This is a genomic window from Clostridium cavendishii DSM 21758 (genome assembly GCF_900141845.1).
Lineage (GTDB): Bacteria > Bacillota > Clostridia > Clostridiales > Clostridiaceae > Clostridium_AG > Clostridium_AG cavendishii.
In genome coordinates this window covers 58,648-84,365 of sequence record NZ_FQZB01000015.1, presented here as the reverse complement: position 1 = coordinate 84,365, position 25,718 = coordinate 58,648, and the positions used below count along the sequence as shown (strand labels likewise).

27 protein-coding genes are annotated in these 25,718 nt (G+C 28.5%); 6 read left to right on the top strand and 21 right to left on the bottom strand.

Annotated elements, in window-relative coordinates; translation table 11 throughout:
* Positions 1 to 29: 29 nt before the first annotated feature.
* A complete protein-coding gene (locus BUB01_RS17315; RefSeq protein WP_072990977.1) occupies positions 30 to 1,103 on the top strand; it encodes a GNAT family N-acetyltransferase in 1,074 nt (357 codons plus the stop codon).
* Positions 1,104 to 1,383: 280 nt separating this feature from the next.
* Here BUB01_RS17315 and BUB01_RS17310 read toward each other — a convergent pair whose 3' ends face one another.
* From BUB01_RS17310 to BUB01_RS17295, 4 genes are all read right to left on the bottom strand, one after another.
* A complete protein-coding gene (locus BUB01_RS17310) occupies positions 1,384 to 1,992 on the bottom strand; it encodes a helix-turn-helix domain-containing protein (protein WP_072990974.1) in 609 nt (202 codons plus the stop codon).
* Positions 1,993 to 2,199: 207 nt separating this feature from the next.
* Positions 2,200 to 2,382 (bottom strand): hypothetical protein, encoded by a 183-nt coding sequence (locus BUB01_RS17305; protein ID WP_072990971.1) that lies wholly within the window; start codon positions 2,380 to 2,382, stop codon positions 2,200 to 2,202.
* Positions 2,383 to 2,536: 154 nt separating this feature from the next.
* A complete protein-coding gene (locus BUB01_RS17300) occupies positions 2,537 to 3,016 on the bottom strand; it encodes a GNAT family N-acetyltransferase (protein ID WP_242958429.1) in 480 nt (159 codons plus the stop codon).
* A 677-nt stretch (positions 3,017 to 3,693) separates the two neighbouring features.
* The gene (locus BUB01_RS17295) at positions 3,694 to 4,287 is read right to left on the bottom strand and encodes a TetR/AcrR family transcriptional regulator (RefSeq protein ID WP_072990966.1); all 594 of its coding nucleotides are present in this window, start codon (positions 4,285 to 4,287) and stop codon (positions 3,694 to 3,696) included.
* Between the two features lie 104 nt (positions 4,288 to 4,391).
* Here BUB01_RS17295 and BUB01_RS17290 point away from each other — a divergent pair, with 104 nt between their 5' ends.
* Positions 4,392 to 4,676, top strand: coding sequence for a YciI family protein (locus BUB01_RS17290; RefSeq protein ID WP_072990964.1), 285 nt, complete (start codon positions 4,392 to 4,394; stop codon positions 4,674 to 4,676).
* A 304-nt stretch (positions 4,677 to 4,980) separates the two neighbouring features.
* On the opposite strand, the gene katG is transcribed toward BUB01_RS17290, so the two are convergent.
* The 9 genes from katG to BUB01_RS17240 all read right to left on the bottom strand — a co-directional run bounded on the left by katG (position 4,981) and on the right by BUB01_RS17240 (position 14,395).
* Positions 4,981 to 7,182 (bottom strand): catalase/peroxidase HPI, encoded by a 2,202-nt coding sequence (gene katG, locus BUB01_RS17285; RefSeq protein ID WP_072990962.1) that lies wholly within the window; start codon positions 7,180 to 7,182, stop codon positions 4,981 to 4,983.
* Between the two features lie 527 nt (positions 7,183 to 7,709).
* Positions 7,710 to 8,054, bottom strand: a complete 345-nt coding sequence (locus tag BUB01_RS17280) for a cupin domain-containing protein (protein WP_072990960.1) — start codon at positions 8,052 to 8,054, stop codon at positions 7,710 to 7,712.
* 138 nt (positions 8,055 to 8,192) lie between these two features.
* Positions 8,193 to 8,546, bottom strand: coding sequence for a hypothetical protein (locus tag BUB01_RS17275; protein WP_072990958.1), 354 nt, complete (start codon positions 8,544 to 8,546; stop codon positions 8,193 to 8,195).
* Between the two features lie 79 nt (positions 8,547 to 8,625).
* On the bottom strand, positions 8,626 to 9,321 hold the full coding sequence (locus BUB01_RS17270; RefSeq protein WP_072990956.1) for a helix-turn-helix domain-containing protein: 696 nt from the start codon (positions 9,319 to 9,321) through the stop codon (positions 8,626 to 8,628).
* Between the two features lie 474 nt (positions 9,322 to 9,795).
* Complete coding sequence (locus BUB01_RS17265) at positions 9,796 to 10,329, bottom strand: GNAT family N-acetyltransferase (RefSeq protein ID WP_072990954.1); 534 nt, start codon at positions 10,327 to 10,329, stop codon at positions 9,796 to 9,798.
* A gap of 142 nt (positions 10,330 to 10,471) precedes the next feature.
* Positions 10,472 to 11,347, bottom strand: a complete 876-nt coding sequence (locus BUB01_RS17260) for an AraC family transcriptional regulator (protein ID WP_072990952.1) — start codon at positions 11,345 to 11,347, stop codon at positions 10,472 to 10,474.
* A gap of 571 nt (positions 11,348 to 11,918) precedes the next feature.
* Positions 11,919 to 12,188, bottom strand: coding sequence for a helix-turn-helix domain-containing protein (locus BUB01_RS17250; RefSeq protein ID WP_084108946.1), 270 nt, complete (start codon positions 12,186 to 12,188; stop codon positions 11,919 to 11,921).
* Positions 12,189 to 12,374: 186 nt separating this feature from the next.
* Positions 12,375 to 12,881 (bottom strand): ankyrin repeat domain-containing protein, encoded by a 507-nt coding sequence (locus BUB01_RS17245; protein WP_072990948.1) that lies wholly within the window; start codon positions 12,879 to 12,881, stop codon positions 12,375 to 12,377.
* Between the two features lie 374 nt (positions 12,882 to 13,255).
* On the bottom strand, positions 13,256 to 14,395 hold the full coding sequence (locus tag BUB01_RS17240) for a hypothetical protein (protein WP_207650001.1): 1,140 nt from the start codon (positions 14,393 to 14,395) through the stop codon (positions 13,256 to 13,258).
* 175 nt (positions 14,396 to 14,570) lie between these two features.
* Between BUB01_RS17240 and BUB01_RS17235 the strand changes: the two genes are divergently transcribed.
* Both BUB01_RS17235 and BUB01_RS24015 read left to right on the top strand, forming a co-directional pair.
* Positions 14,571 to 15,440: a Cof-type HAD-IIB family hydrolase gene (locus tag BUB01_RS17235; RefSeq protein ID WP_072990943.1), complete on the top strand. Its 870-nt coding sequence runs from the start codon at positions 14,571 to 14,573 to the stop codon at positions 15,438 to 15,440.
* Positions 15,441 to 15,544: 104 nt separating this feature from the next.
* Positions 15,545 to 15,679 (top strand): VanZ family protein, encoded by a 135-nt coding sequence (locus BUB01_RS24015; RefSeq protein WP_084108967.1) that lies wholly within the window; start codon positions 15,545 to 15,547, stop codon positions 15,677 to 15,679.
* Between the two features lie 155 nt (positions 15,680 to 15,834).
* On the opposite strand, the gene rlmH is transcribed toward BUB01_RS24015, so the two are convergent.
* The 8 genes from rlmH to BUB01_RS22770 form a co-directional block, all read right to left on the bottom strand.
* Entirely contained in the window at positions 15,835 to 16,314 is a 480-nt protein-coding gene (gene rlmH, locus BUB01_RS17225) for a 23S rRNA (pseudouridine(1915)-N(3))-methyltransferase RlmH (protein ID WP_072990940.1), read from the bottom strand.
* 61 nt (positions 16,315 to 16,375) lie between these two features.
* Positions 16,376 to 16,894, bottom strand: coding sequence for a phosphatase PAP2 family protein (locus BUB01_RS17220; RefSeq protein ID WP_200802906.1), 519 nt, complete (start codon positions 16,892 to 16,894; stop codon positions 16,376 to 16,378).
* A gap of 118 nt (positions 16,895 to 17,012) precedes the next feature.
* Positions 17,013 to 17,753, bottom strand: a complete 741-nt coding sequence (locus tag BUB01_RS17215; RefSeq protein ID WP_072990937.1) for an SIS domain-containing protein — start codon at positions 17,751 to 17,753, stop codon at positions 17,013 to 17,015.
* Between the two features lie 3 nt (positions 17,754 to 17,756).
* Positions 17,757 to 19,013 carry a PTS ascorbate transporter subunit IIC gene (locus BUB01_RS17210; RefSeq protein ID WP_143152525.1) on the bottom strand — a complete coding sequence of 419 codons (1,257 nt, stop codon included), beginning with the start codon at positions 19,011 to 19,013 and terminating at the stop codon, positions 17,757 to 17,759.
* A gap of 26 nt (positions 19,014 to 19,039) precedes the next feature.
* Positions 19,040 to 19,315, bottom strand: a complete 276-nt coding sequence (locus tag BUB01_RS17205) for a PTS sugar transporter subunit IIB (RefSeq protein ID WP_072990934.1) — start codon at positions 19,313 to 19,315, stop codon at positions 19,040 to 19,042.
* Between the two features lie 12 nt (positions 19,316 to 19,327).
* Positions 19,328 to 21,247 (bottom strand): BglG family transcription antiterminator, encoded by a 1,920-nt coding sequence (locus tag BUB01_RS17200; RefSeq protein WP_072990931.1) that lies wholly within the window; start codon positions 21,245 to 21,247, stop codon positions 19,328 to 19,330.
* 329 nt (positions 21,248 to 21,576) lie between these two features.
* Positions 21,577 to 22,953: an HD domain-containing phosphohydrolase gene (locus BUB01_RS17195; RefSeq protein WP_242958434.1), complete on the bottom strand. Its 1,377-nt coding sequence runs from the start codon at positions 22,951 to 22,953 to the stop codon at positions 21,577 to 21,579.
* A 201-nt stretch (positions 22,954 to 23,154) separates the two neighbouring features.
* Positions 23,155 to 24,027: a GNAT family N-acetyltransferase gene (locus tag BUB01_RS22770; RefSeq protein WP_084108943.1), complete on the bottom strand. Its 873-nt coding sequence runs from the start codon at positions 24,025 to 24,027 to the stop codon at positions 23,155 to 23,157.
* A 217-nt stretch (positions 24,028 to 24,244) separates the two neighbouring features.
* Here BUB01_RS22770 and BUB01_RS17180 point away from each other — a divergent pair, with 217 nt between their 5' ends.
* Positions 24,245 to 24,811: a TetR/AcrR family transcriptional regulator gene (locus BUB01_RS17180; protein ID WP_072990925.1), complete on the top strand. Its 567-nt coding sequence runs from the start codon at positions 24,245 to 24,247 to the stop codon at positions 24,809 to 24,811.
* Positions 24,812 to 24,825: 14 nt separating this feature from the next.
* Positions 24,826 to 25,614 (top strand): sulfite exporter TauE/SafE family protein, encoded by a 789-nt coding sequence (locus BUB01_RS17175; protein ID WP_072990922.1) that lies wholly within the window; start codon positions 24,826 to 24,828, stop codon positions 25,612 to 25,614.
* The last annotated feature ends 104 nt before the right edge of the window (positions 25,615 to 25,718 follow it).

The following is a 25,718-nucleotide window of genomic DNA, read 5'->3' as shown; positions in this document are numbered from 1 at the left end:
TAATAAATGATAGATGTAGGAGAGATAGAGTGATTAAATTAGATAGTAAAGAATTTAAGAAAATAACCCATTTAGTTAAATCTCAAGATGAATTATCAGTATTTTCTGTTATCAATTGTGAAAATCCTGGTGAGATATATGTAAACAACATTGATAATCCAACTTCAGCATTGATAAAGACTAGTGAGTGTAATTTAATTGCTGGTAATTCAAATGATGAAGTGTTTAATTCTGAGGTGTCTTCAGAACTAGATTTTTGGGATCAATTAGTTCCTGATTCTTGTGAATGGATGGATAAAATACCAACTATTCATAAAAATCATTTCATTAGAAAATATAAAAGAAGGCATTATGTGTTATTTAATGATAAATTTGTGGATTGTAATGCCCCTTTGAAAGAAGGTTATATATTAGAAAAAGTCGATATATCTTTCTTAAGAAAAAACTCCTTTGAAAATTCAGAAAGAATACTAGAAATATTGGCTGAAAATTGGAGTGACGATGAAAAGTTCAAAAAATATGGCACAGGGTATTTAATACGTAATGACAAGATAATTGTGAGTTGGTCATTAAGTGATTGTAGTTTTAAAAAGACAATTGCAATTGGGATATACACAGATGAAAGATATAGAAAAAATGGTTTTGCGAAAATAGCTGCTGCTGCAACTATTAGAGATTGTTTTACAAAGGGATATGAAAAAATTGATTGGCTTTGTGTAGATTCTAACAAAGGTTCAATTGCGACTGCGGAAAAATTAGGATTTAAAATTATTAATCAATATTATTCTTTCAGTTCTTATCCTCCAATTGAAAATTTAAAGGATTTATCTGAATCTGAATGGCACGAATGGGGTGAATATTTAGAAGATGCATCTAAAACTGAAGAACGTTTGATACTGGAATGTGTTTATGCTTATATAAAATCTAATGATGTTGAAAAAACTATTAATATTATGACAAATATTAAGCAGAAAAAAATTGAACTAGATTATTTAAGATTTAAAAACTGGATTATTAAACTTCAAACCTATGGTATATGTTCTAACTTTACTAAAAATGCTTGGATTAATTTTTTAGATGAAAATATTCATCTGAATGATTAATGCCTAATCTATATTATATTTGCATCATATTTTTTATAAAAAATGTACCAAGGACTTACTTTATTACAGTAAGTCCTGTTTTTTATACCTATATCGGCAGTATTATAAATAATTTAAAACTTATACTTAAGAAAAAATAATCAATCTATAGTAGCTTCGCCTACATCTGGACATATTGTTCCTATTTCATTCTTAGTAAAATATCCTAATAAACATATATTAATCTTTTCCATTTAAAAATCTTTAACTAATAGATAAATTAAAATTTTTAAATCAGTAACTATTTGATATACCCAACTAATCTAAATAAAAAATACATTCCTATAGTGACAACTGCTGCAATCAATCCCGAACAAATTACTGAGATCACGTCTTGGTATGGGCGTTTTGCAATCTCACACTTCTTTTCAATTTCATCAAGTTTTTTTCCCTCGGTAAAAGCTATGATTTCTCTGAATGTTTGAACATCATAAGTTTTCTTTTGTTTTTCAACGCGTCTTGCATAATACATTGTAGCACCAAATATTACCAACCAAATTACAACTCCAATAAATTCTAAGAAAAGAAATAGTGGTAAGACCAATACTCCTGTTGCAATAAGTAATAAAGTAAAGATTTCTCCGTCACGGTTAAACTTTTTAATGTCATCTGTTTTAATTTCTTCTTTTTTAATTTCTTCTTTCATTTCCTCCAAATCTCCTTTAACTAGAATATCAAGAGAAACGTCAAAGAGATTACTTAATAGTACCAAGCTATTTATATCAGGATAGTTCTTACCGTTTTCCCAGTTTGAAATTGTCTGGCGTGTTACAAATATTTTTTCAGCCAAATCTTCCTGCGATAACTTTGAATCAAGTCTGTATTTTTTTATTTGTTTACTAATGTCCACTTTGATATTCCTCCTGCTTACATTCTATAATTTGGAGCATGTTCATGCTATCAAACCTATTTTACATCACTACTTTTTAGCATGTAAAATGGTTTTTACATGTCATTTTATTGCACTAATAGCATATCTGTCTAATGATTTACAATCAGTTTTGCACCCATAAAATAAACTCGTTAAAGTAATATTTGAGGTGGATTTTTAATATTTTCAATTAGCTTGATCTTCAGATATTGCAAGAATTTTTAATGCCATCTTACCACTGCTTGAATTATATGTATACACACTTCCATCTGAATCTTCACGACCTCCCCCAAGAAACTCCAATTCTTTTTCATCAATAGAAATCTTCTGGCATATTTCAGCCATTGCTTTTTCAGTTACTTTTACCATTAATATTTGCCTCCTTACTTTTTAAATACCTTGTATTATTATAGCTTATACACTTATATCTCTATTCTCAATTTATTTTAGGTATTGCCTTATATACAGTAATTAAATTTAAAATTCATCTTATAAATTGGAATTTATCAATCAACATACCCAATCACAACTTTAGTGAAAATATATGTTGCTCTGCATTAAATCTATATACTTTATCTACTACTTTCATCCCTAAGTTATTTAAAAGGCGGCATGATGCCTTGTTTGCTACTTGAGTTTCAGATATAATACTTTTAATATTCAACTCTGTAGATATAAATTTTAGAATTTCTCTTATAACTTCTAAAGCATAACCGTTCCCCCAATAACTTGGTAAAAATTGATAAGAAAGTTCCTTGGAAACTCCATCATGGTGTGTATCTATAGAAACTAATCCAATAAAATCATTGGTATTTTTTAAACGTACAACCCAATATAATGAATCTTCATTATTATTTATCATTTGTTTAAAACTACTATTATATCTTTCATCTGAAATAGCTCCACCTAGGAATTCTCTAACCTCATTATCTAAATATAATAGTTTTACATCATCATAATCATCGTGCTTTAAATTTTCTACTATGCATCTATTTGTCTTCAAAACAATTACTCCTTTATTATTAATAAAATAGTCTCAATGACAAATTCCTATTTGTCTATCACTAAAGAATTATTTCCCTCTTTTATTATAATATATTTTGTTAATTTATCATTACTTACCATACGGTGTTTTTACCTATAAAATCAACCTTAATCAAGTCATATCAACACCTAAGACTACTTGTTCCAAAGGAAATTCCTTCTCACATACATTCGAATGAGTAAGTTCCATTAGCCAAATTTAAGATTTGAAGTGTCACTTATGGTTCGGTTCTCCATAACTACTCCAAGTTAGGTTTTCCCATTTAATACCGCTATGTTTATTTTACATAATTATGATGTAATATCCAACAATATTAAATTTCTTGGTATTCATATAGAACTTAATGACAAAGAGAAAAAGCACCCATCCTGCAATGATTAGTGCTTTAACTATTAATTAAATCTCTATTTAATTCATCCAATAGCCCTAAAACAAAATAAATGTTCTAAGACTTAGCTTAGTGTTGACGCACTAAGCTTTTCTTATTTATATTATATTAAACTTTTATAAAAAATAAACCTACTTTATAAAATTACTCTCATTTGGAAATTAGGTAAATTTTTTTACTGAAAATATCATTATTTGTTAAGGTATCATTTATTTTCACATCTTTAGCCAACTTAATGCCCATTAAATTATAATCCTTTTAAAATTTCATTAATATATTTTTCTCCTTTTTTAACAATATCAAATTCTCCATTTGAAAAACACCATGAAGCCATGAGCCCTCTTACTAAACTTTCTAGATATAAAAATATTTCTTCATCAGTTTGATTTGTCTCAAACACCTTTTGATTAATGCCTTCTAAAATTAACATCTTTAATTCTTTAACAAATTTTCGTCTTTCAAAATGTTTACTATTCTCATATATACATTCAGTTAAATTAGTTACATAGGCACGACATGTCATTGTATATCCAACATAATTAGTAAACATAAGCTCTGCTATAAGAAATTTCTCTATTTTCTCTTTAATGCTCATATTTTTATGTTCTGAAACTAAATTATTATATTTATTTATAACATATTCACTCATATCAGAATAGTAACTTTGTTTTACAATATCTTCTTTGGATTTGTAATGAACATAAAAAGTCCCTTTTGCTACACCAGCTTTTTCACATATCTCACTTATAGTAACATTTTCATACCCTTTTTCTCTAATTAATTCAATAGCAGTCTCAAATACTTTATTCTTTGTAAAAATAGCTTTTTCTTTTCTTAACATATCTATTCCCTTCTTGATTTTTTACATTAATAAGCATATAATAATGACCATAGTCAGTGACCATGGTCATTATTATAATAAACTATTTAAAGGAGAAAATCAACATGTTTATATTAAATCTTACCTATATTAAACCTATTGATGAAGTAGAACATTATTTACTTAGCCATATATCATTTCTTGAAAAATATTATAAGACTAAAAAATTTATTTGTTCTGGAAGAAAAAATCCACGTACAGGTGGGATCATTCTTTGTAATGCGCAAGACATTAATGAAGTTAATACTATAATAACTGAAGACCCTTTTTATAAAAAAAACATTGCTAAATATGAAGTAATTGAATTCATACCTACTAAATATGCAACTAATTTCAAATACTTTATTTAACTAACAATAATTCCCCCAATTTATTGTGCTATAATTTAGGGTTTTATAATCACTCTTAACTTTTTAATCAAATCATATTTTGTAAGTTTTCACTACCAAACTTATTATGCTTTAACTTATGATACGGTATTTTCACCTACAAAAACAGCCTTAACCAAGTAAATTCAATGGTTAAGGCTACTTATTCCAAAGGAAACTCCTTCTCACACACATTCGAATGAGTAAGTTCCACTAGCCAAATTTAAGATTTGGAGTGTCACTTATGATAAGTTTCATCGTAATCACTGCAAATGAGGTTTTTTATTTAATAATATTGTTCAACATCAAAACGGTCTGCATTCATTACTTTATTCCATGCTGCTATAAAATCTTGTATAAACTTTTCTTCATTGCCATTAGATGCATAAACCTCTGCGACTGCACGAAGCTGTGAATTTGAACCAAATATAAGGTCAACTCTTGTCGCTGTCCACTTCACACTCCCTGTTTGCCTATCATAACCTACAAACATTTCCTTAATATCAGGTATAGCCTTCCACACAGTATTAATATCAAGAAGATTTACAAAGAAATCATTTGTAAGACATTCATCTCTATGGGTAAATACCCCTTCCTGTGATTCCTTATAATTAGTGTTTAACACACGCATACCACCAATTAATACTGTCATCTCTGGAATCGTTAGTGATAATAGTTGTGCTCTATCTATTAACATTTCATCTGATTTTACTTCATAGTTGTCTTTCATATAATTTCTAAATCCATCTGCCCTAGGTTCAAGTACATTAAATGACTTTATATCAGTATCCTCTTGAGTTGCATCTGTACGTCCTGGAGTAAAAGGAACAGTTATGTTGTACCCTGCATTTTTTGCTGCTTGCTCTATGCCTAAGCACCCACCTAATACAATAATATCAGCTAAAGAAACTTTCCTGTCCTTTGAGTGTGAACTATTAAAACTCATTTGAATTTTTTCTAGTACTTCTAACACCTTGTTAAGTCTTTCTGGCTCATTAACTTCCCATTCTCTTTGTGGCTTTAGGCGTATTCTTGCCCCATTTGCTCCTCCACGCTTATCTGATATACGGAATGTTGATGCAGATTTCCAAGCTGTTGTTACAAGGTCTGATATTGAAAGATCTGAATCTAAAATTTTTCTCTTAAGCTCTGAAATATTCTTTTTATTAATTAATTTATAGTTAGCTTTTGGAACTGGGTCTTGCCAAATGAAATTTTCTTTTGGAACTTCTGGTCCAAGATATCTTGATATTGGTCCCATATCTCTATGAGTTAATTTGAACCATGCACGAGCAAAATCCACCTCAAACTTTTTAGGATTTTCTAGATAATCCTTTGCTATAGCTTTATAAATAGGGTCATACCTTAATGCTAAATCTGCTGTAGTCATCATAGGTCTATGCTTTTTTAATGGATCATATGCATCAACTACCATGTCCTCTTCATCCACATCCTTAGCAAGCCATTGGTATGCTCCTGCTGGACTTTTAACTAATTCCCACTCATATTTAAATAATGTTTTTAAATAACCCATTGACCACTTTGTTGGCTCTGCCTTCCATGCACCCTCAAGTCCACTACTTATGGTATCTGGTCCTTTACCAATTTTATAGCTATTTTTCCACCCCAAACCTTGCTGTTCTATAGGTGCAGCTTCTGGCTCTGGTCCAACATAGGTAGGTGATACAGCACCATGACATTTACCAAAGGTATGCCCACCTGCTATAAGTGCAACTGTTTCTTGATCATTCATTGCCATACGAGTGAATGTTTCCCTTACTTCTTTTACTGATTCCTTAGGATCTGGATTTCCATTTGGCCCCTCTGGGTTTACATAGATTAATCCCATCTGTACAGCTGCTAGAGGATTTTCAAGCTCTTTTTGATTTCTATTACGCTCCTTACCAAGCCACTTTTTTTCGCTACCCCAGTAAATATCCTCCTGTGGTTCCCAAACGTCTTCTCTTCCACCACCAAACCCAATTGTCTTTAGTCCCATAGATTCAAATGCACAATTACCTGTTAATATCATAAGATCAGCCCAGGATATTTTATTTCCATATTTCATTTTAATTGGCCAAAGTAAACGACGTGCTTTATCTAAGTTTATATTATCTGGCCAACTATTAAGAGGTGGAAAACGTTGAAGTCCTTGTCCTCCACCTCCTCTACCATCACCAATTCTGTATGTTCCTGCACTGTGCCAAGCCATACGAATAAAAAATGGTCCATAGTGACCATAGTCAGCTGGCCACCATTCCTTAGAATCTGTCATTAACTTATATAAATCATTCTTTAATTCATAGTAATCTAATTTCTTAAATTCTTCAGCGTAGTTAAAATCAGTAGACATAGGATTGCTTTTGGGGCAGTTTTGACGAAGAACATTAAGCTTAAGTTGATTTGGCCACCAATACTCATTAGTGGTTCCCTCTCCCACCACTGCTTTATTTGTTCTTCCTGTCATGGGACACTTTGATTCTGACATAATATTATCCTTTCTGATATAAATACTATTACAGTAAATTATATAGATATATATCTAAGTGTATGAATAAATTGGTAAATAACATTCAGCAAATTTTGATATATAGGTTATTTTAAAATATAAAAATAGTAGCTTCAGACACAATTAGATAGCTACTATTCTTAACTCTTAATTTTAACAAAAACCTCATTTACTTATAATACGGTTCTCCGTAACTACTACAAATGAGGTTTCTCCGTTTTATTCTCATATATATATCTACATAAGTATTGCATAATTCTAAAGTACAAACTGAAGATTCCGTAGTATGATGGCTACGTGGTTTTTCCCCTTGGTATTCCTTATACTGAACATAAAGATTATTAATCTTTACGTCCCCATTGTACTCATCATAGTTAGGGAGTGGTATTGGATATGCTAGAGTTAATTATAAAAAGCTTTGTTACTATTTACATTATTAAATTAGTTTTAAAACATAATCTTTTTATTTTAAAAATTTTAACCTCAATAATATAAATTAGACTTTGCTATTTACATTTAATTCTTTTACCACCAAAGCAATGAATCGTTCTTGTTCCTGCTTTTACTCTTCCATAATGTGGTGTCCCTTTAGGAACAAGAACTTCATCTCCAGGATGCAGAATATGCTCAATTCCTTCAAATATTTCAATATATTCTCCTTCTACACATACCGTATATTCATCAAATTCATGTACCTGCTCTTTAGAATCTCTATCAGCATAATAAGTCCAATAAGCCATTTGACTACCATCTTTACCTTCAAAATAGTATCCATCAATATCTTTTGTATTTTGCTGACTACTATCAATATGATTTAACTCGTTTTTCATAAACTTAGGAAAATCTTTCATTTTACTAACCTCCTCATTGTATATAATGTGCATTACAAATTACTATTTGCCTATCATTTTTTTATAAAAAATAAACATATATATTTTTTATATTTAAAACTCAAATAAATTTTGAACAGATTATACTACATACTCTGCTTATTTTACAGTATTTATTTCTAAATATGCTACTAATCTGGAGAAATCATACTCTGTAAAAACTCCACGTATATTATCATAAAAGACGCCATTATAATATAAAAGAAAATGCCCATGTTCACTTAGAATACAGCATGTTGGTAATTCTACAACTTTTCCTCTTGTGTACTTCATTTTGTCTGCACGTTTTATATCATATAAATCTAATGCTTGGAATAACTTTTTGCCTGACATTTTATTTTTTCCACACTTTGTATGCTTAACAACATCTTCAACAGATATGTTTTTAAGCAAAGCTATACAAGTTTGTCCACAAAGCCCCTCTAAAGGTTGTGATAATATTTTGATATCCATAAATCCTCCTACCTACAAAATAAATTCTGTATAGTTATTATAATAAATACCCTAAAACGCTCTTTTCATTTAAAGAAAATCAACGCTCAATAGCAATATATACATCCATATAACAAACACTATCTTTCTCATACACCTTTTCAAAACAAGCTATAATATCTTTAGTCTGCTTATATTTGTAACAATTCACTTCTATATATATCATAAGTGTCTTGTATGCATTAGGAATAAGAGTAAATGGGTCAATAAAAGGTTCTTTGATTGTAATAACTGCATATTGTTGTTCTTTTTGAGTGACAATCTCCAAATTATCACACTCTACTTTAAAATTAGAAGGTAAAATACAGGCTGCAGCATATCCATGCATATGATATACATTGATTTGCTCCTGTGATACATTTGGAAAATCCCACCCTATTATTTGTGGGGAATTAATTCTATTACTATTAGCCCAATCTTTTATATGTTTTATGGCATCTTCTTCTGGTTCCATACTTATAACTGCATATTTAACAAAAGAAAATGCCCCTACTTCTTTTACTCTAATATTTGAATAGGCTTCATTAATCATGCTTATATCTTCCCTAACTAGCTTATCCATAGAGCATGAGAAAAGTTTACATAATTCTACTACCTTATCCATCTCTGGATAAGTAGCATCGAGTTCCCACTTTGAAACTGTTTGACGAGAAACCCCCATTTTTTCTGCCAACTCTTCTTGAGTCATTCCTTTATGCATTTTTCTTAAAAACTGAATATTTTGTCCAAAGCTCATATTTTAGAATCTCCTTTACATTATAATAAATTTATTATACTTGGATTTAACCTTATTCTTACACCAACTTTTAACTTCTTTTTTATCATTCTTTGCAACTTTAAGTTGCAATTTCTAATGTATAAATATTAGGTAGTAAATGGTATATAAATAATCTACTATATACCTTAACAATCTAACACATTGATTTTACACCCATATTTTGTTATGTAATATTATGTAAATATATTATTACTTATTATACAATATTTTCACTTGTGAAAATAGTCTTAGGCAAGTTATATCAATGCCTAAGACTAAGAACCTCATTTACTTATGATACGTTTCTCCGCATCAATAGTAAATGAGGTTTTTAATTTTATTTTTCATATTCTGATAACACATCCTAGTATTTGAGTAAGTAAACAAAGTTTTCACAATATTATTGTTAAACATAATATCAATACATTATTTTTTATACTATTAAACTGTAAATTATGCTAAATAGGTTAGCTTAAGTGAATATATATTATGTAAATATTCTTTACATCTAAACAATTCATATCTTGAACCAGATAAAACAAATCCAAGATTTTCGACAAGATGGCTTGACCTTTTATTATCGATAAAAATACATGCATTTATCTCTTTTATACTCATATTTTTTATTGCAAACGTTATAACTTCCTTCATCGCTTCTTGCATATAACCATTTCCCCAAAATTCTTCCTTAAGGTCGTAACCAATTTCAACTTTACCCTCTTCATGATTCCAGCAATGAAACCCACATGTACCCATTTTAATCCCATCTGCTTTTCTCACAATAATCCAACGATGTTGCAATCGTGGTTCAGGTTGTATATAAAAACCAATAATTTCATCTGCACCTTCAACATCTGTTAATGGCTCTGTATCAAAGAGATATCTATTGACTACATCATCTGAAAATTGTCTAAATATAAACTCTCTGTCATCCATTGATATGTTTTTAAGAAATAACCTTTCAGTTTCTATATCATAAAAAAACATCTTCTCCCCCTTATATTGATTTCACAAAAATATTTATTCATATTTCAACTTTTTATTTTTGCAAAATCATTCCCTTCATTAAAAATCCTATTCATTCCATCATATTATAGCTCAACTATTTTTAGTCACTTGTAACTTAGTGTTATTTTATTGAGATATAATAATCAATAAAATTTTCATTTTGATTGACAACCTCATAATCAGAAAGTTCGGAAAGTTCTAAACCGGAATTAGGAAGCCAGACACCATCAATATAATCATATACAGGTCTATTTAGGATTTCACCATTTAAAGTATTATTCGTAATATCATAATTGAAAATAGCATATTTAGCTTTTGGTATAACCTTCTTAACCATACCTTTCGAAATATCATTATATTCTGATACTTCAACCCCATAAAAATAAGTGTACTTAATTTCATTATTACCTTTGTTTATATCTTTCACATTATAATCATAAGCTGAATAATACAACTCAGTATTTACTCTGTTCTCAATCCCACCTATCATTTCCATAAACTCATTTTTTACTTTTGATAAAAGCCCCAATTTTATATTGTCACCCTGATTTATTTTTCTTTCTATACCTAAAAGTAACTTCTCACCTTTACATATAATCTCTGGTTTCAATATTACTCTTCCATTTTTATTATTGCTTGAAAGTAAATTAATTCTTTCAAATAAGTATTGCTCTGCTTGACTCTTCCTAAAACTACTTGGCGATTCACCATAAGCTAATTTAAAAGTTCTTGTAAATGCTTCATGTGAGCCATAACCATATTCAAAAGCTATTTCTGTAACACTCCGTGTTGAAGTTGCTAAATCATACATTGCATTACTTAACTTTCTTTTTCGAACATATTCTTTTACTGAACAACCAACAAGTGGTGCAAATACTCTGTAAAAATGTGGAACAGAGTAACCTGCAACCTTAGCTATATCTTCAATCCTAATATTTTCATCTAAATTATTCTCAATATAATCTATTGCCTTTTGAATATTGATATAGTACCCCATAAACATACCTCACTTTTAGCTTATATCTAGATAATACATTACAAAAATAACAAATACTTGATATATTTTATCATCTTTATAAATAGTTTAATTTTAAAAATAGAAGTTAATAAACATCTGGATTATAATAATATAAAAAGCTTTGTCACTATTTATATTATTAAATTAGTTCTAAAACATAATCTTTTTATTTCTAAGTTAGTTATCAAGATTAAATTTCTTGGTATTCATATAGAACTTAATGGCAAAGAGAAAAAGCACCCATCCTCCAATGATTAGTGCTTTAACTCTTAATTAAATATCTATTTAATTCATCTAATAACCCTAAAACAAAATAAATGTTCTAAGGATTAGCTTAGTGTTAGCGCACTAAGCTTTTCTTATTTATATTATATCAAATTTTTATAAAAAATAAACACAAATAATTTTTTATATTTAGAACTCAAATAAATTTTGAACAGATTGTACTACATACTCTGCTTATTTTACAATATTTATTTCTAAATATGCTACTAATCTGGTGAAATCATAATCTGTAAAAACTCCACGTATATTATCATAAAAGATGCCATTATAATATAAAAGAAAATGACTCTACTTCCTTCACTCTAATATTTGAATAGGCTTCATTAATCATGCTTATATCTTCCCTCACTAGCTTATCCATAGAGCATGAAAAAAGTTTACATAGTTCTACTACCTTATCCATCTCAGGATAGGTAGCATCGAGTTCCCACTTTGAAACTGTTTGACGAGAAACTCCCATTTTTTCTGCCAACTCTTCTTGAGTCATTCCTTTATGCATTTTTCTTAAAAATTGAATATTTTGTCCAAAGCTCATATTTTAGAATCTCCTTTACATTATAATAAACTTATTATAATCGGATTTAACCTTATTCTTACACCAACCTTTAACTTCTTTTTTATCATTCTTTGCAACTTTAAGTTGCATTATCCTCCTCATGCTAATCACTCCTAATAAGAATCTAGTTACTTAATATGATATTAATAAATAACCTTCACCTAGTTATTTTTCATTAGTTATTTTTCTCAAATACTCCGCAATTTCAGTTTGTCCAAAGACTCTTGCATATTCATATGCATTCATATTTTTAATATTCTCTCCGGTATATCTAATAGATATATCAGTCCCCACCTCAACCAACAACTCTACTACATCCTTATGTCCATTATAAATCGCTCCAAAAATTGGATTCCTATATGCAGTACTAGTATCAATTATAGCGCCTTTATCTAACAAATATTTTACTATATCAATATGACCAGCACTTGCTGCATAGCCAATAGCTCCGCATTCGAAAGTTCCACCTTCAGTATTGATATCTAGCCCTAAGTTAAGAAGATACTCAACCATCTCAAGATTTCCAAAATCCGCTGCAACATGTAACCATGTACCAAAAGCAGTAACCATATTTAATATTTCCTTATCATCGCCAATAAGCATCTTTATTTTAGCGTTATCTTTATTCTTAAATGCAGTTCTTATATTTCTTTTAATATTAACAGTATCCATCTACAACTCCCCTTATATAGATTTTATCTGACCTAAAGTATCTCATAGTTTAATTAATTTTTTAAGAATATAGTCAGCTCTATTTTACACATTATTACATATAATCTAAAAAAAGAAAACTTCAAAGATTCGACATATATAATTTATGAATTTCAAATATAATAATACCCCAGTAGTAAAGCAGAGTGCTTACTCATGGGGTTTAAAAGTTAATAGTTTGCTTGTCTATCAAATTTTCCTTATTACTTTAAAAACTATTTGTACCTCTATGTTATTATCATAGCACTCATAGAAAGTCTCTTAATATAGTGTCTTCACACTCTCATTAAACCTTCACAGAAAAATTTTATACTGTCATATCAATATATAAAACACTATTTAATATAAGTTATATTTGTAGAGTCTTTAGTTATTGATACATTTAATTTTACAGTGCTATACTGCACTTCGCCATTATTAGTCCCTTCTATATATCCATCTATATCAAAATTTAAAGAAAACTCTCTATTAAGAGCTCCGAACCTATACCTGTCTATTGATAAATCCTTTACTTCTGTAATTTTAAATTGATTATTACTTTCTTTTATATAATCTATAGTTGATTTAATTTCTTTTGGAGTCATAATATTTTTAAGTGCATTAGATTTTTGATCAATGTTATCGGTTGATGTACTGTATCTTATTTTCAAAGCTTTTTTACATACATCAAAAACCTTATCTTTATAGTTTGACATATTCTTTTTTAATTCTGCTACCCTTGTTTCAGTTAAATAACCATCAGGAAATTGCTCACATTCAAAAACCTTGTAAGTATCCTTTCCATCTTCACCCAAGTATACAACCCCACTTTCAGTAGTATCTTTTCCATCTTTTTTGCAATCAACGCTAAAATATAAAGTGTAAATATTACGATCTAGTCCATTAATCCTCATCTTGTCACCGAAAGTTAAAAATATAGTACTATTTATTTTTTTTAATTCTGTTGAGTGATTCTCTTTTTTAAAATAATCTATTATAGCACCAGATATAATTGTAGCTTCTTTAAGTTCAGCTTTATGCTCATATACATTATTAGGATTTAAATTATAATATAAATATAAAAAAGCTCTTGCTGTATCATTAACATTGGAATGTTCTATATCTGGTTGATGTTCTGCTTCATATGGGTCAAGTTTATTAACAGCTGATTTATCACTAGCTTTATTAGTAGTATCATTTCCTTTATTTACTTCAATATTTGTAGTTATGTTAGTATTGTCTTTATTACTTTCTTTGTTATCCTTTTTATCTTTATCAGTGTCTACTTTTGCTACTTTATTAGTTGTAAACTTTTGTGCAAAAAAAGAACCCCAATATGCTGAAATAAATATTAATCCTATCAGTAGAAAACCTATACATATTATTGAACGTTTTCTTTTTTTAATATAAAAAAATGTAAGAATCCCAGTTGAAACTACAAATAAAACTATTCCTACTATTAATAAATATATCATTTTATCACCTTTGTTTGTCATAAAACTTCATAATAGTGTATTTCTAACTTAAATTTTACCATTTAATTCATTTATTTTCAATGTTGCTATGTATTAGAATAGTAAAATCTTACCTAAAAATTATTCATGGGCAGGATTTTCTTATAAAAATAATAGTAGTATAATTAAATAAAAAGCTATGGTGGGGGTAAGATATATGACGAATATAAAAGTAATTATTCTTGATGTGGACAGAACATTAACTACTAGCAAAAATATAGTTAGTGAAAAGACTAAGGATGCTTTAATTAAAGCACAGGAATTAGGAATCATCTTAGTTTTAGCCTCTGGAAGACCTATATCCGGATTAATGGATTTATCTAGAGAATTAAAAATGGATAAAAATCATGGACTCTTAGTTTCTTTTAATGGCTCTAAGGTTTTCGATTGTGAAACTAACGAAGTTTTATTTAATGAAACAATGAGCGTTGAAGATGGACGAGCAATTCTTGAACATATGAAGAAATTTGATGTTATACCTATGATTGATAAAGATGACTATATGTATGTTACTGACGTTTTTAACAATGAGATACATTTCAATGGACAAACTTGGAACATAGTTCAATATGAATCTCGTGGTGGTAAATTTAAATTATGTGAAAAGGATGATTTAGCAGCCTTTCTTGACTACCCACTAAATAAAATTTTAACTGCGGGGGAACCTGAATACCTACAGGAGAATTACAAAGAAATGATGGCACCATTTAAAGACACTTTAAGTTGTATGTTTACAGCTCCCTTCTACTTTGAATTTACTGCTAATGGAATTGATAAAGCTAAAGCTTTAGATAGTGTGCTAATTCCTATGGGGTATAAAAGAGAAGAAATGATTGCTTTTGGAGATGGGCATAATGATGCCTCAATGCTTAAATATGCTGGTATTGGAGTAGCTATGGGTAATGCCGTAGATGATTTAAAAGCTATTGCTGATGAAGTGACTTTATCTAATGAAGAAGATGGTATCGCTTATACACTAAGTAAATACATAAAAGATATTAATGTTTTAGATTATTGTTTCAATTAAAAAACTCCCCAAGTATTAAGTCTTTATTATTTCTCATTTCAGGTAAAATAAATGTGATAAAGAAATTATTTATATAATGGTAGTTTTTTTTTGCTTCATTAACTATTGAAATTGTCCAACTTCCGTTTCTTAGTAGAGTATCAGATGTTGATGACCTTATTTTAAATACAATTGGCTGTGGCATTGGATTTGCTTGCTATTGGTTAGCTCGAAGACTTAAACAAATGATAAATAACTAAAAAGGTTACAAGAAATATTGAGTTATGTCTTTCAAAATGACATAACTCAATATTAATATCTAAATTTAGTGAAAACCTCATTTATTTATATGAAACTCCTACTCGCCTACGCTCATAGGAGTAAGTTCGCCTGACCAAATATAAAATTTGGAGGCTTACTTATGGTACGGTTCATTCTTCATTATCCTAAATCCCCTATAAATTTGCTCCAATAGCATTACCCTAAATAATTGATGTGGAAATGTCATCTTGGAAAAACATAGTTTATGATTAGCTCTTGTTATTACCTGTTTTGAAAGCCCTAGGCTTCCCCCTATTATAAAGCAAAGGTTGCTTTCTCCTCTAACACCTAAGTCATGCATAAAGCTTGATAATTCTTCTGATGTCATTTGTGTTCCTCTTAGATCCATTGCTACTACATACATATTATCTTTTATTTTATTTAATATAGCAGTACCTTCTTTTTCTTTTATTTGAAGTTCTTCTTTTTCAGATGCATTATCTGGTGTTTTTTCATCTGGAAGTTCTATTATCTCTAACTTACAGTATCTTGAAAGCCTTTTTGAATATTCTTCTATAGCCTGCTTTAAGTATTTTTCTTTAAGTTTTCCTACTGATATTATTGTAATGTTCATTATTATCTCCTCTGCCTATGCTAATTCTACTAATTATTATAGCAAAGCATCTATTTTAAAACTACAACTGAATATAACAAAATACAATAGATGAACAAATAAGACCTAATAATACTCCACTAAGTACATCAGATAAATAATGTACATTTAAATATATTCTTGAAAAAGCTATTAATATAGCTAAAATTAATGCATAAATTTTAAGCCTACTCCCTGTAGCTATTAATATCCCGACTACCGCAAATGAAGAGGCAGTATGACCTGATGGGAAGGAATATGTTTTAGGCTTTGATATAATTAATTCTTCTTCCTCAACTGCAGATGGCCTCTCTCTTTTTACAGTATGTTTAATTATTCCTTCACCTAAAATTGTACTTACCACTAATGCAGACAATATCATATTCCCTTCCACTTTATATGTCTTTTTTAAAATACATATAGTTCCTATTATTATCCACACAAAACCTAAATCCCCTAACCTTGTTATTATTCTCATAATCTTATCTAATAAATAACTTCTCAAATTTTCATTTATATACTTACTAAATTTCATATCTATTTTTTTAAAGTAATCTATCACAAATATTACCTTCTTTATAAAATAATTTTCAAAATTTTATTATTCCCAATTTAAAAAATTTAATTTATAAATAAAAAATTCCTACCACAATTTTTGTGAAGGAATTTTTTTATATTACTTAATATTGATAATGAATAACATCTTTATATTCATTAAATACTTCCCTATTTAGTTCATCTCCACCATCTATATTCGCACTATAAAAAATTGGTGGTGGATTCATTCCCTTATTAGTCAACTCCTGTACTGTTTCTGCAACTATAGAATTCATAATCGTTGCTGCTATAACTGTTGATGTTGGGCTAACCTTTTGATCAACTCCATCTATCTCAACACAAGCATCTCCTTTTTCTCCATGATTATCTATAACTAAATCACTTACTTCATATAAATTTTTTCCTGATGGATGTCTTGAAGATACAGTTTTAGAGTAACTTAAGTTTGTTATACAAATTATAGTAGCTCCCTTTTTCTTAGACTCTATTGCAAATTCAATGCTTACAGGATTTCTTCCAGAAACAGAATGTACTATAACAACATCTCCCTGTTTAATTAAGGTTTTCTTAGCTAAAGTTGTACCATACCCAACCAATCTCTCCATTTGACTTGTATATGTTATAGGCGTTGTATCAAGCATCAATGATCTTGCAAATACCGGATTAATAACCACTAACCCTCCTGCTCTATAGTAAAGTTCTTCACTTAATATTCCTGCGTGAGATGCACCAAATGAAAATATTGAATTTTTACTCATTATAGCTTGTACAAGTATTTCAGTAGCTTTTCCCATAGACTCCCTTTCCTCTACTTCTACTACCTGAATAAGCTCTTTTATTTTATCTATATACTTAAAATCCATAAACTAAAAACCTCCAAATATGGATGCTATAAACTTACCAATTACACCAAATAAAGATAAGTCATTTCCTCCAAAGATTAATATCCAGTTTTGAATAGTACTTGAGAAAACACAAGCTGATATGCCTACCAAACAAACCATAAATATAGATGCTACTGATGTTCCAACTAAAGCTCCTTTTAATCCACCTTGACCTTCACCAATTACTGCAGCTGTCCCACATTCAAAGAATGAAGTTATAACAAGAGGAATTAATAATATATTAAATATATTAAAATAATTACATAATAGTATAATAACAGTTGAAGTAATCATTGCTGTTAAAAATCCTATTAAAACTGCATTTGGCTTATAGTTAAATAAAATTGGGCAGTCAAAAGCTGGTATAGCATTTGGTACAACCTTTTCAGAAATTCCTTTAAATGCTGGAATAATTTGATTAATTAACATTCTAACACCTTGCAACATTACAATAAGTCCTGCACCAAACATAAAGCCTTGCTTAATTGCATATATAACTATGTTTTCATTTGTTTTAGCAAAGGCACCTGGTATAAATATACCTACTAAAAGGAACATTATAAAAATTACTATACCTCCACTAATGGAAATTTCTCTAAAAAATGATAATCCTGCTGGTAATTTTAAATCTTCACAAGATTTTTCCTTGTTTCCAACTTTACTAGCAACAAACCCTGAGATTAATGTTAAACACCCTGACGGATGCCCCAATGTAAATGAGTCATCATTAGTTACTGCACTTACATATTTTCTTAATATCCAAGGCATTATCGACCAATATAATGCTGATGAAATGGCAGCAAAAGCAATTAGTGCTCCACCTCTTAATCCTCCTTCAACCCCAGCTGCAACAAAAATAAATGGAAACCACCACAACATGTGTCCTGTTAGAAATATGGTCTTAATAGGTGTAAATCTAGCTATCAATAAATGAATTACTAAAGCTATAAACATTGCCATTCCAATAGCCCCACCATAAGTTGTTGTAAAAGTAACATCATTTAATCCTTCAGACTTAACACTTCCACTTAATGATTGAAACGCACCGTTAATCGGTGCAATAGCTCCAACTAACATTCCTGTTCCTTGTTCAAGAATAACCATTCCAAAAGATGCTAACAAAGAACCTTTTATAACATCAGCTATCTTTTTCTTTTGTAATAATAACCCTATAGCCGCAATAATTCCAAGTAACATTGGTGGATTACGTAAAATATTGTTAGTAATAAAATCCATCATTTGTTCTTCCCCCTTAAATTTTTTTATTATTTTTCATTTAAATATTTATTAACAACATCTTTAACTTCAGCTAAATCCATATACTTCTTTACTGGATATACTGGTACATTGCAAGTTCCCTTTAGCTCTTCTTGTAACTCTGCACTTGTAAATATAACATCACAATCTGCACCTCTTGCAGAATTCAAATCTGTATTTTCTACTTCTGCATCAACCCCTAATTCCCTTAAAACCTTTTCAATTGACATCTTTAATACCATTGATGACCCTACTCCAAATCCACAAACGGCTAAAAATTTCATAATTATCTCCTCCTAATTTTGCTTATTTATAATTTCTAATATTTCGCTTTCATTACCATTAATTAATTTTTTGATATTTTTTTCATCATATAACATCTCTGACAAAGAAGCTAAAGCTCTAATATGAGAATTATTATCCACCGCTGCCAAAACCATGAATATATTCACTGGTTTCCCCAAAAGGTCTACTTCATCATCTACAACTAGTAAGGACATCGCTAATTTATTTACTCCATTTTTTGAACTAGCATGAGGTAATGCAAATCTATCTGCTAGTACTATATACGGACCATGTTTTGTTATACTTTGAATCATTTCATCTACATAAATTTGTTCAATTGAACCATCTTTTAGAAGAGGCTTAGATGCTATCTTTATAGCTTCTTCCCAACTATTTACTCCTTTAATTTTTTTAATTCTTTCTGCTGTCACTAATTCTTTTAGCATAGGTTGATATATCTCCTTTTCTTCAGACTTATATATTATTTTGAATAAATCATCCTTAAGTTTTTTCTCATTTATAATTTTTGTATGTTTTTTTATAACCTGCATTATTAACTCTAAATCAAAATTAACATTACTATCACTGAAATTAATTAATTTACTCATTAATAGCTGAATATCTAGCTTAGATAAAAGAGGGTTTACTACAATTATATTTTCTTTATCTGGAATCTCTATTGTTGATATTATGTAATCATAATAAATCTCGGATTCTGATAACTCTTTTAATGACATTATTCCTACAATATCAATAGTTGGAATATATTTATATAACTGAATTTCTAAAGTTTTAGAAACCATAAGACCATTTGGGCATACCACTAAAACCTTATTTTGTATTATTCCCTTATCTCTCGCACCTCTTAAATATCCTGCAAAATAAGCTGCTATAAATCCAATTTCTTCTTCTCTTATACCAATAAAATCAGAGAAATCCTTTTCATCTTCAATAATTGATTTTATAATCTTATACAAAGATTCATATTTAAACTTTATATCTTCCAATGAAGGGTTACTAATAGGAAAGCTAAATTTTATTCTGTAATATGACGATAATAAGTGTCTTTTTATATTTTTTTTAAATTCTTCTTTACTTTCTAATACTATTGTTGTCCTAACTTCAAATTTTTTAATAAGCTTATCTACATACTTATCTATTAAGATTTCATCAACTTTACTATTTAAACTTGACAATGTACTTATATAAGCAGTTAAATAAGCCTTCTCATCCTCATTTGCATCCAAAGGCAATAAATATTTTACAAAAGTATAATACTTAAATTTAATTGAGTCACATTTATACTTATATGTGGTTAAACTAAAGTTTTCACTAATTCTTTTATGAATAAACTTTACAAATTTACTCAAATTGCCTAACGAATAATCTGTTAAACCCATTGAAAAATATCTATCAAAATTTAATACCTCTTCGCTAATATTCCTTAATAAAGATTCGTCTTCTTGCATTAAAAGTAAAAATAGTTCTCTTATTTTATATTCATTGCCTATTATTTCATATTTTTTTCTATAAACCAGTTTAAGTTGAATTTTCTTTAAATCTTCCTTTATTTCATCCATAGTTTGTACTATTGTATTTTTGGCTAACATCATTTCTCCTGTTAGCATATCAATAGTTACTTTTTCATCGTTTAAAATTTTGTATAAAATATAATTTTTTCGACAATCTAAGTTTAAATATTTATTGTCATTGAAATTTATTTTAGAATATAGTTTTGTATAATCTCCAACAAAAAAGAAACCATGTTTTATATTTTTTATTATTCCTGCAGATTTTATATAATAATTAATAGACTGTATATCATAATATAAAGTTCTCTTTGAAATGCTGAAGTGTTCAAGTATTTTACAAAGTTCAATTCCTTCATTTTCAATTATAAATTCTAAAATTTGTTTTTCTCTTTCCTTCATAGCTCCTCCATGACTTTATTATCCTTTTTATTTTTAGCAACCACAATACCAATTGTTTGCACAAAATTCAATTTATTGGCCCATTATTTGCACATACACCTTTTTTGCTCATTCCTTGAATTTATTAGCTCGCAAATAAAATTGTTATAATTATTAAAGCATGTCATCTTAACATCTTCAATCTGTATATCTAAAAAATATAATTTGTAACATTATCATCTAGCACATATAAAATTCTATATTAATAAGATTTATAAATGCATCGATTATCTAATTTTAATAATACAAAAGCTATTAAGTATTACCTTAACAGCTTACTGTATAAATATTTAATCTTTATAAATATAATCTGAAATTTCTTCCTTAGATTTATCTCTTAATACTCTTAAAAATTCATCTACTATTTCAGGATCAAACTTAGTTTCTTTACCACTTTTCAATTGCTCAATAGCATTATCTAAATCCGTATTTATCTTAAAATCTTCCTTACTAATTATTGCATCAAATTCTGATGCTATAGCAATAATCCTGGATATAAGCGGAATATGTTCACCTTTTAATTTATCGGGATACCCAGTTCCATCAAATCTTTCATGGTGTCCTCTAATAATTGGTACTAGATGATTAAGTGTTGATATATCTTGTATAATTTCTGCCGCTATAACAGGATGTACTTTTAATTTTTTAAACTCTTCTCTTGAAAATGAACCTTCCTTACTCAAGATTTCATCTTTTATGCTTACCTCACCTATATCGCAAATCATAGCTGCAAGTCTAACCTGTCCTTGTTCAACTTCAGATAACATCATCTTTTTAGCTATATCTACACTGAATTTCAAAAGTCTTTTATTTGTTTTGCCTAGAGAACTCTTTCTAATTTCACTTATTTTTGCAATAACTTTTACTGTATCAAAAAATGTTTCTTTTACATTGCTATAAAGCCTCAAATTCTCCAAATAAATACCCATTTGCATAGCAATTATACTAAACACTTTTAAATCTGATAGTTTGTAATCTAAAACACTATCATTAGCTACTACAATAATCCCCATCGAATTATTTTTATATACTATTGGCACACATATAAATGATGCAATTAATAAACTCATTTTACTTAATTCAGGGTGCTTTTCAGCTTCTGTTACTATAATACCTTGATTAGTATTTATAACATTTTTAATTATAGGATTATTAATATTTATAAAATTTTTACTTAAATTCTTCGATAAAACTTTTCCAAACTTTTTAAATAATTGGAACTCAATACTTAATTCATTAGTATTTTTATCTATTAATGCTATAAAAACAATATTAGATTCAAAATAATTCATAATTTCTTCTAATACTAAATATTTTGATTCATTTATAGGTGATGTAGAAGTTATTTCTGAGAGCCTATATAACACATTAATTATTTTATTCTTATCTCCAATATTTTTTAACAAGCCTTCTTTAACTACCTGATTTTGTGCTACCCTACCAATTAAAGAAGCTATCTCATATACATTTTTATCTCCTTTTACTCTTCCAATAGTATCATTGGCTACTCTAATATCACAGGTTTCTAATAAAAGACTATCATCTTGTTCTCCAAATAATAAGCTACCACTATTATCTTCTATTCGGATAATTACGTTAAGTTCATTTATAGAACTTTCTATTATACTAAAAACGGTTTTATCAGAAAGTAGATCTTTCAAAATCATTTTATTCAAGGATATTACCTCATTTCTAGATGCTTTATTCTCATACAAATGATAGTTTATCCAAAACTTAAATACTTATTATAATCTTTTCCCTATATCTATATAATGTAAGTGGATCTTCGAAGCATTAATCTAACCTAGCCTTTCCTAGTGTTCTCTATACTTTGGATTTTAATTATTTTTTTCTTCTACTTAAATTAACTAAAAAAGTTTTTTCATATAGTAGGCTTTATAGTTTTCTGGATACTCATCTAATATTGCACACACTTCATATCCATTACTTGCAAAAAAATCCTTTTCCTTGTCATCAAAAGTTTCAACAATAGCTAAATGTCCTCCCTTTGCCTTTAATTCTCTCTCAGTTTCTTTTAAAAGTTTAGTTTTAAGTCCTTTATCTTCATATTCATCTTTAACCCATATACCTTCTATTATCAAATCAACCCATGGTGATAGTGTAGCTACTATTCCCGCTATAATAAATCCTTCTTCATCTTTAATAACTTTGTCTATATAATCAAAAACTTCTTTATTGGTAAATGGTACTTTACTACAATTGTATTCATCTACTCTATCATTAATATATTTTACTTCATGTTCATCACCATTTTTAACTAAATAATCTATATTAAAATTATCACTACTTTTTAAAATCTTTTTCATATTATAACTTTTATTATTTAAAGCTGCCTCATCTAATACATAGAACACCTCGTATCCTCTTTTTATATAGAAATCCTTAGCATTAAACTCAAACGTACCTACATGAATAAGTTTAATCCCTTCCTTAAAAGCTTCACTTTCTAAGCTTTCAAGTAGCATAGTTCCATACCCACGATTTCTAACTGCTGTATTAACCCAAAGCGACTTAATATATACATACTTAAAATTATAATACATATAACCAACTATCCCTGCCATAATATCACCTTGTGAGTTTCTTATAACTTTGCAAATAGTTTCAATTATTTCACCATGCTTAAGAGGAACATTCTTTTCATTTGTCTCTTTTATTTTTACACAAAGAAAAATTGCTTGTTCTCCTGTAGCAGTTTCAATATCAAATTCACTTTTCATACATTTTTCTCTCCTACTATATATTAAAAATTAAGCATAACTTTATTATTTTTATCATGTAAAATATTATCTCCTCTATATCCTTTATTAATTCATATAAATCTTTAATAAGTTAATAAACCTACTATTTATATACATCTTTACAATATAAATAAAAAGATATATAATTTTATTAAACTTAAAATGAACAGTCGTTCATAAAAAAGGAGATATTAATATGCCTAAAATAATAAAAGATATTGAAAATACTATTAAACAATGCTCTATCAAGCTTTTTATCGATTTTGGTTATAATGCCGTTGATATGAGAATGATATCCAAAAATTCTAAAATAGCTGTTGGAACTATTTATAATTATTATGAAAATAAAAAAGAACTTTACTTAAACATACTTGAAGAGAGTTGGCAAAGTACCTTTGATAAACTTGATAAAATCTCCACTCTTACTTTATCAAAAAGAGAAAAAAGCGAGCTATTTATTGAAGCACTTTACGAAGACATTGAAGAACGAAACGGCTTAGGAAAAGCCTTGATAGCCCCTTCATCTGATGAATTAATGAAGGATGAAAGAGCTATTAAGCTAAAGAACAATTTACTTCTAAGAGTAGAAAGTTTTCTTAATTCACTTAATACAGTAGATGAATCTAACAAGTACCTTAATAATAAAACTAGGCTTGCAGAATGTCTATTAACTTCAATATTAACAATGTTTGAATTTCATGCGGATGAAAAAGCATATAACATTAAATTTCTAGTTGAATTTATTAATTTATCTATAAAATAAGGAGGCTAAATTTTATGAATTTAAGTTTTTATTTATTATTGATAATCATTGGGCTTATAACTGGATCTATAACAAGTCTTATAGGCGCGAGCGGAGTTATGATTGTAGTTCCTATTTTAACTATGTTTTTTAATGTTAGTGTTCATAACGCAATAGGTACAAGTCTTTTAATTGATGTTATTGCCTCTTTAACTGTATCTTATTCCTACTATAAAAATAAAAATATAGATTTAAAATCAGGTATTTGGATAGCATTAACATCTATAATAGGTGCTCAAGTAGGTGCGTTATTTGCAAGCAATATGGGTGAAGGTAACCTTTCTTCTGGATTCGGAATTGTACTAGTACTTGCAGGCTTATCAACTTTTCGTAAGAGTTATAAAGAAAAAAATAATTCAAAAACTAAAAATAAGGTTTTTAACTTTAAAAAAGAATGGCAAAAAATATTAGCATCTTTGATTATAGGCTTTGGAATAGGAATATTAAGCGGCATTTTTGGAGCAGGTGGTGGAGTTATGATACTCATAACTTTAATAGCAATAATGTCCTTCCCTCTTCATAAAGCTATAGGTACTTCTACTCTTATAATGGCTATAACTGCTCTTTCTTCTACTATTGGATATGCATCAAGAGGAAATATAGACATTGAATTAAGTATTCTAATAAGTATTGGAGCTATTCTTGGAGGAATTATAGGTTCTAAATATGCTAATAAAGTAAATGAAAAAACATTACAAAAGATTGTAGGTATCTGCTTTACACTCATGGGTATAACAATGACTATAATAACAAAGTTTAAGTAGTCTATATCATTACCATAGAAATGTTATTAGATACAAATTATCATTTGTATAATTGATATATTTATTAATCAAAATTCAAATAAACTTTAACAATATAACATCCC

Excerpts from the sequence above, each read along its gene's own strand:
- BUB01_RS22770 (WP_084108943.1), bottom strand. The coding sequence starts at position 24,027 with ATGAAAAGTGAATTTGATATTGAAACTGCTACAGGAGAACAAGCAATT.
- BUB01_RS17215 (WP_072990937.1), bottom strand. The coding sequence starts at position 17,753 with ATGGATTTTAAGTATATAGATAAAATAAAAGAGCTTATTCAGGTAGTA.
- BUB01_RS17260 (WP_072990952.1), bottom strand. The coding sequence starts at position 11,347 with ATGGGGTACTATATCAATATTCAAAAGGCAATAGATTATATTGAGAAT.
- BUB01_RS17280 (WP_072990960.1), bottom strand. The coding sequence starts at position 8,054 with ATGAAAGATTTTCCTAAGTTTATGAAAAACGAGTTAAATCATATTGAT.
- BUB01_RS17250 (WP_084108946.1), bottom strand. The coding sequence starts at position 12,188 with ATGAGCTTTGGACAAAATATTCAATTTTTAAGAAAAATGCATAAAGGA.
- BUB01_RS17195 (WP_242958434.1), bottom strand. The coding sequence starts at position 22,953 with ATGATTTTGAAAGATCTACTTTCTGATAAAACCGTTTTTAGTATAATA.
- BUB01_RS17240 (WP_207650001.1), bottom strand. The coding sequence starts at position 14,395 with ATGACAAACAAAGGTGATAAAATGATATATTTATTAATAGTAGGAATA.
- BUB01_RS17270 (WP_072990956.1), bottom strand. The coding sequence starts at position 9,321 with ATGAGCTTTGGACAAAATATTCAGTTTTTAAGAAAAATGCATAAAGGA.
- BUB01_RS17205 (WP_072990934.1), bottom strand. The coding sequence starts at position 19,315 with ATGAAATTTTTAGCCGTTTGTGGATTTGGAGTAGGGTCATCAATGGTA.
- BUB01_RS17245 (WP_072990948.1), bottom strand. The coding sequence starts at position 12,881 with ATGGATACTGTTAATATTAAAAGAAATATAAGAACTGCATTTAAGAAT.
- BUB01_RS17180 (WP_072990925.1), top strand. The coding sequence starts at position 24,245 with ATGCCTAAAATAATAAAAGATATTGAAAATACTATTAAACAATGCTCT.
- katG (WP_072990962.1), bottom strand. The coding sequence starts at position 7,182 with ATGTCAGAATCAAAGTGTCCCATGACAGGAAGAACAAATAAAGCAGTG.
- BUB01_RS17175 (WP_072990922.1), top strand. The coding sequence starts at position 24,826 with ATGAATTTAAGTTTTTATTTATTATTGATAATCATTGGGCTTATAACT.
- BUB01_RS17265 (WP_072990954.1), bottom strand. The coding sequence starts at position 10,329 with ATGTTTTTTTATGATATAGAAACTGAAAGGTTATTTCTTAAAAACATA.
- BUB01_RS17290 (WP_072990964.1), top strand. The coding sequence starts at position 4,392 with ATGTTTATATTAAATCTTACCTATATTAAACCTATTGATGAAGTAGAA.
- rlmH (WP_072990940.1), bottom strand. The coding sequence starts at position 16,314 with ATGAACATTACAATAATATCAGTAGGAAAACTTAAAGAAAAATACTTA.
- BUB01_RS17305 (WP_072990971.1), bottom strand. The coding sequence starts at position 2,382 with ATGGTAAAAGTAACTGAAAAAGCAATGGCTGAAATATGCCAGAAGATT.
- BUB01_RS17235 (WP_072990943.1), top strand. The coding sequence starts at position 14,571 with ATGACGAATATAAAAGTAATTATTCTTGATGTGGACAGAACATTAACT.
- BUB01_RS17275 (WP_072990958.1), bottom strand. The coding sequence starts at position 8,546 with ATGGATATCAAAATATTATCACAACCTTTAGAGGGGCTTTGTGGACAA.
- BUB01_RS17200 (WP_072990931.1), bottom strand. The coding sequence starts at position 21,247 with ATGAAGGAAAGAGAAAAACAAATTTTAGAATTTATAATTGAAAATGAA.
- BUB01_RS17210 (WP_143152525.1), bottom strand. The coding sequence starts at position 19,013 with ATGATGGATTTTATTACTAACAATATTTTACGTAATCCACCAATGTTA.
- BUB01_RS17295 (WP_072990966.1), bottom strand. The coding sequence starts at position 4,287 with ATGTTAAGAAAAGAAAAAGCTATTTTTACAAAGAATAAAGTATTTGAG.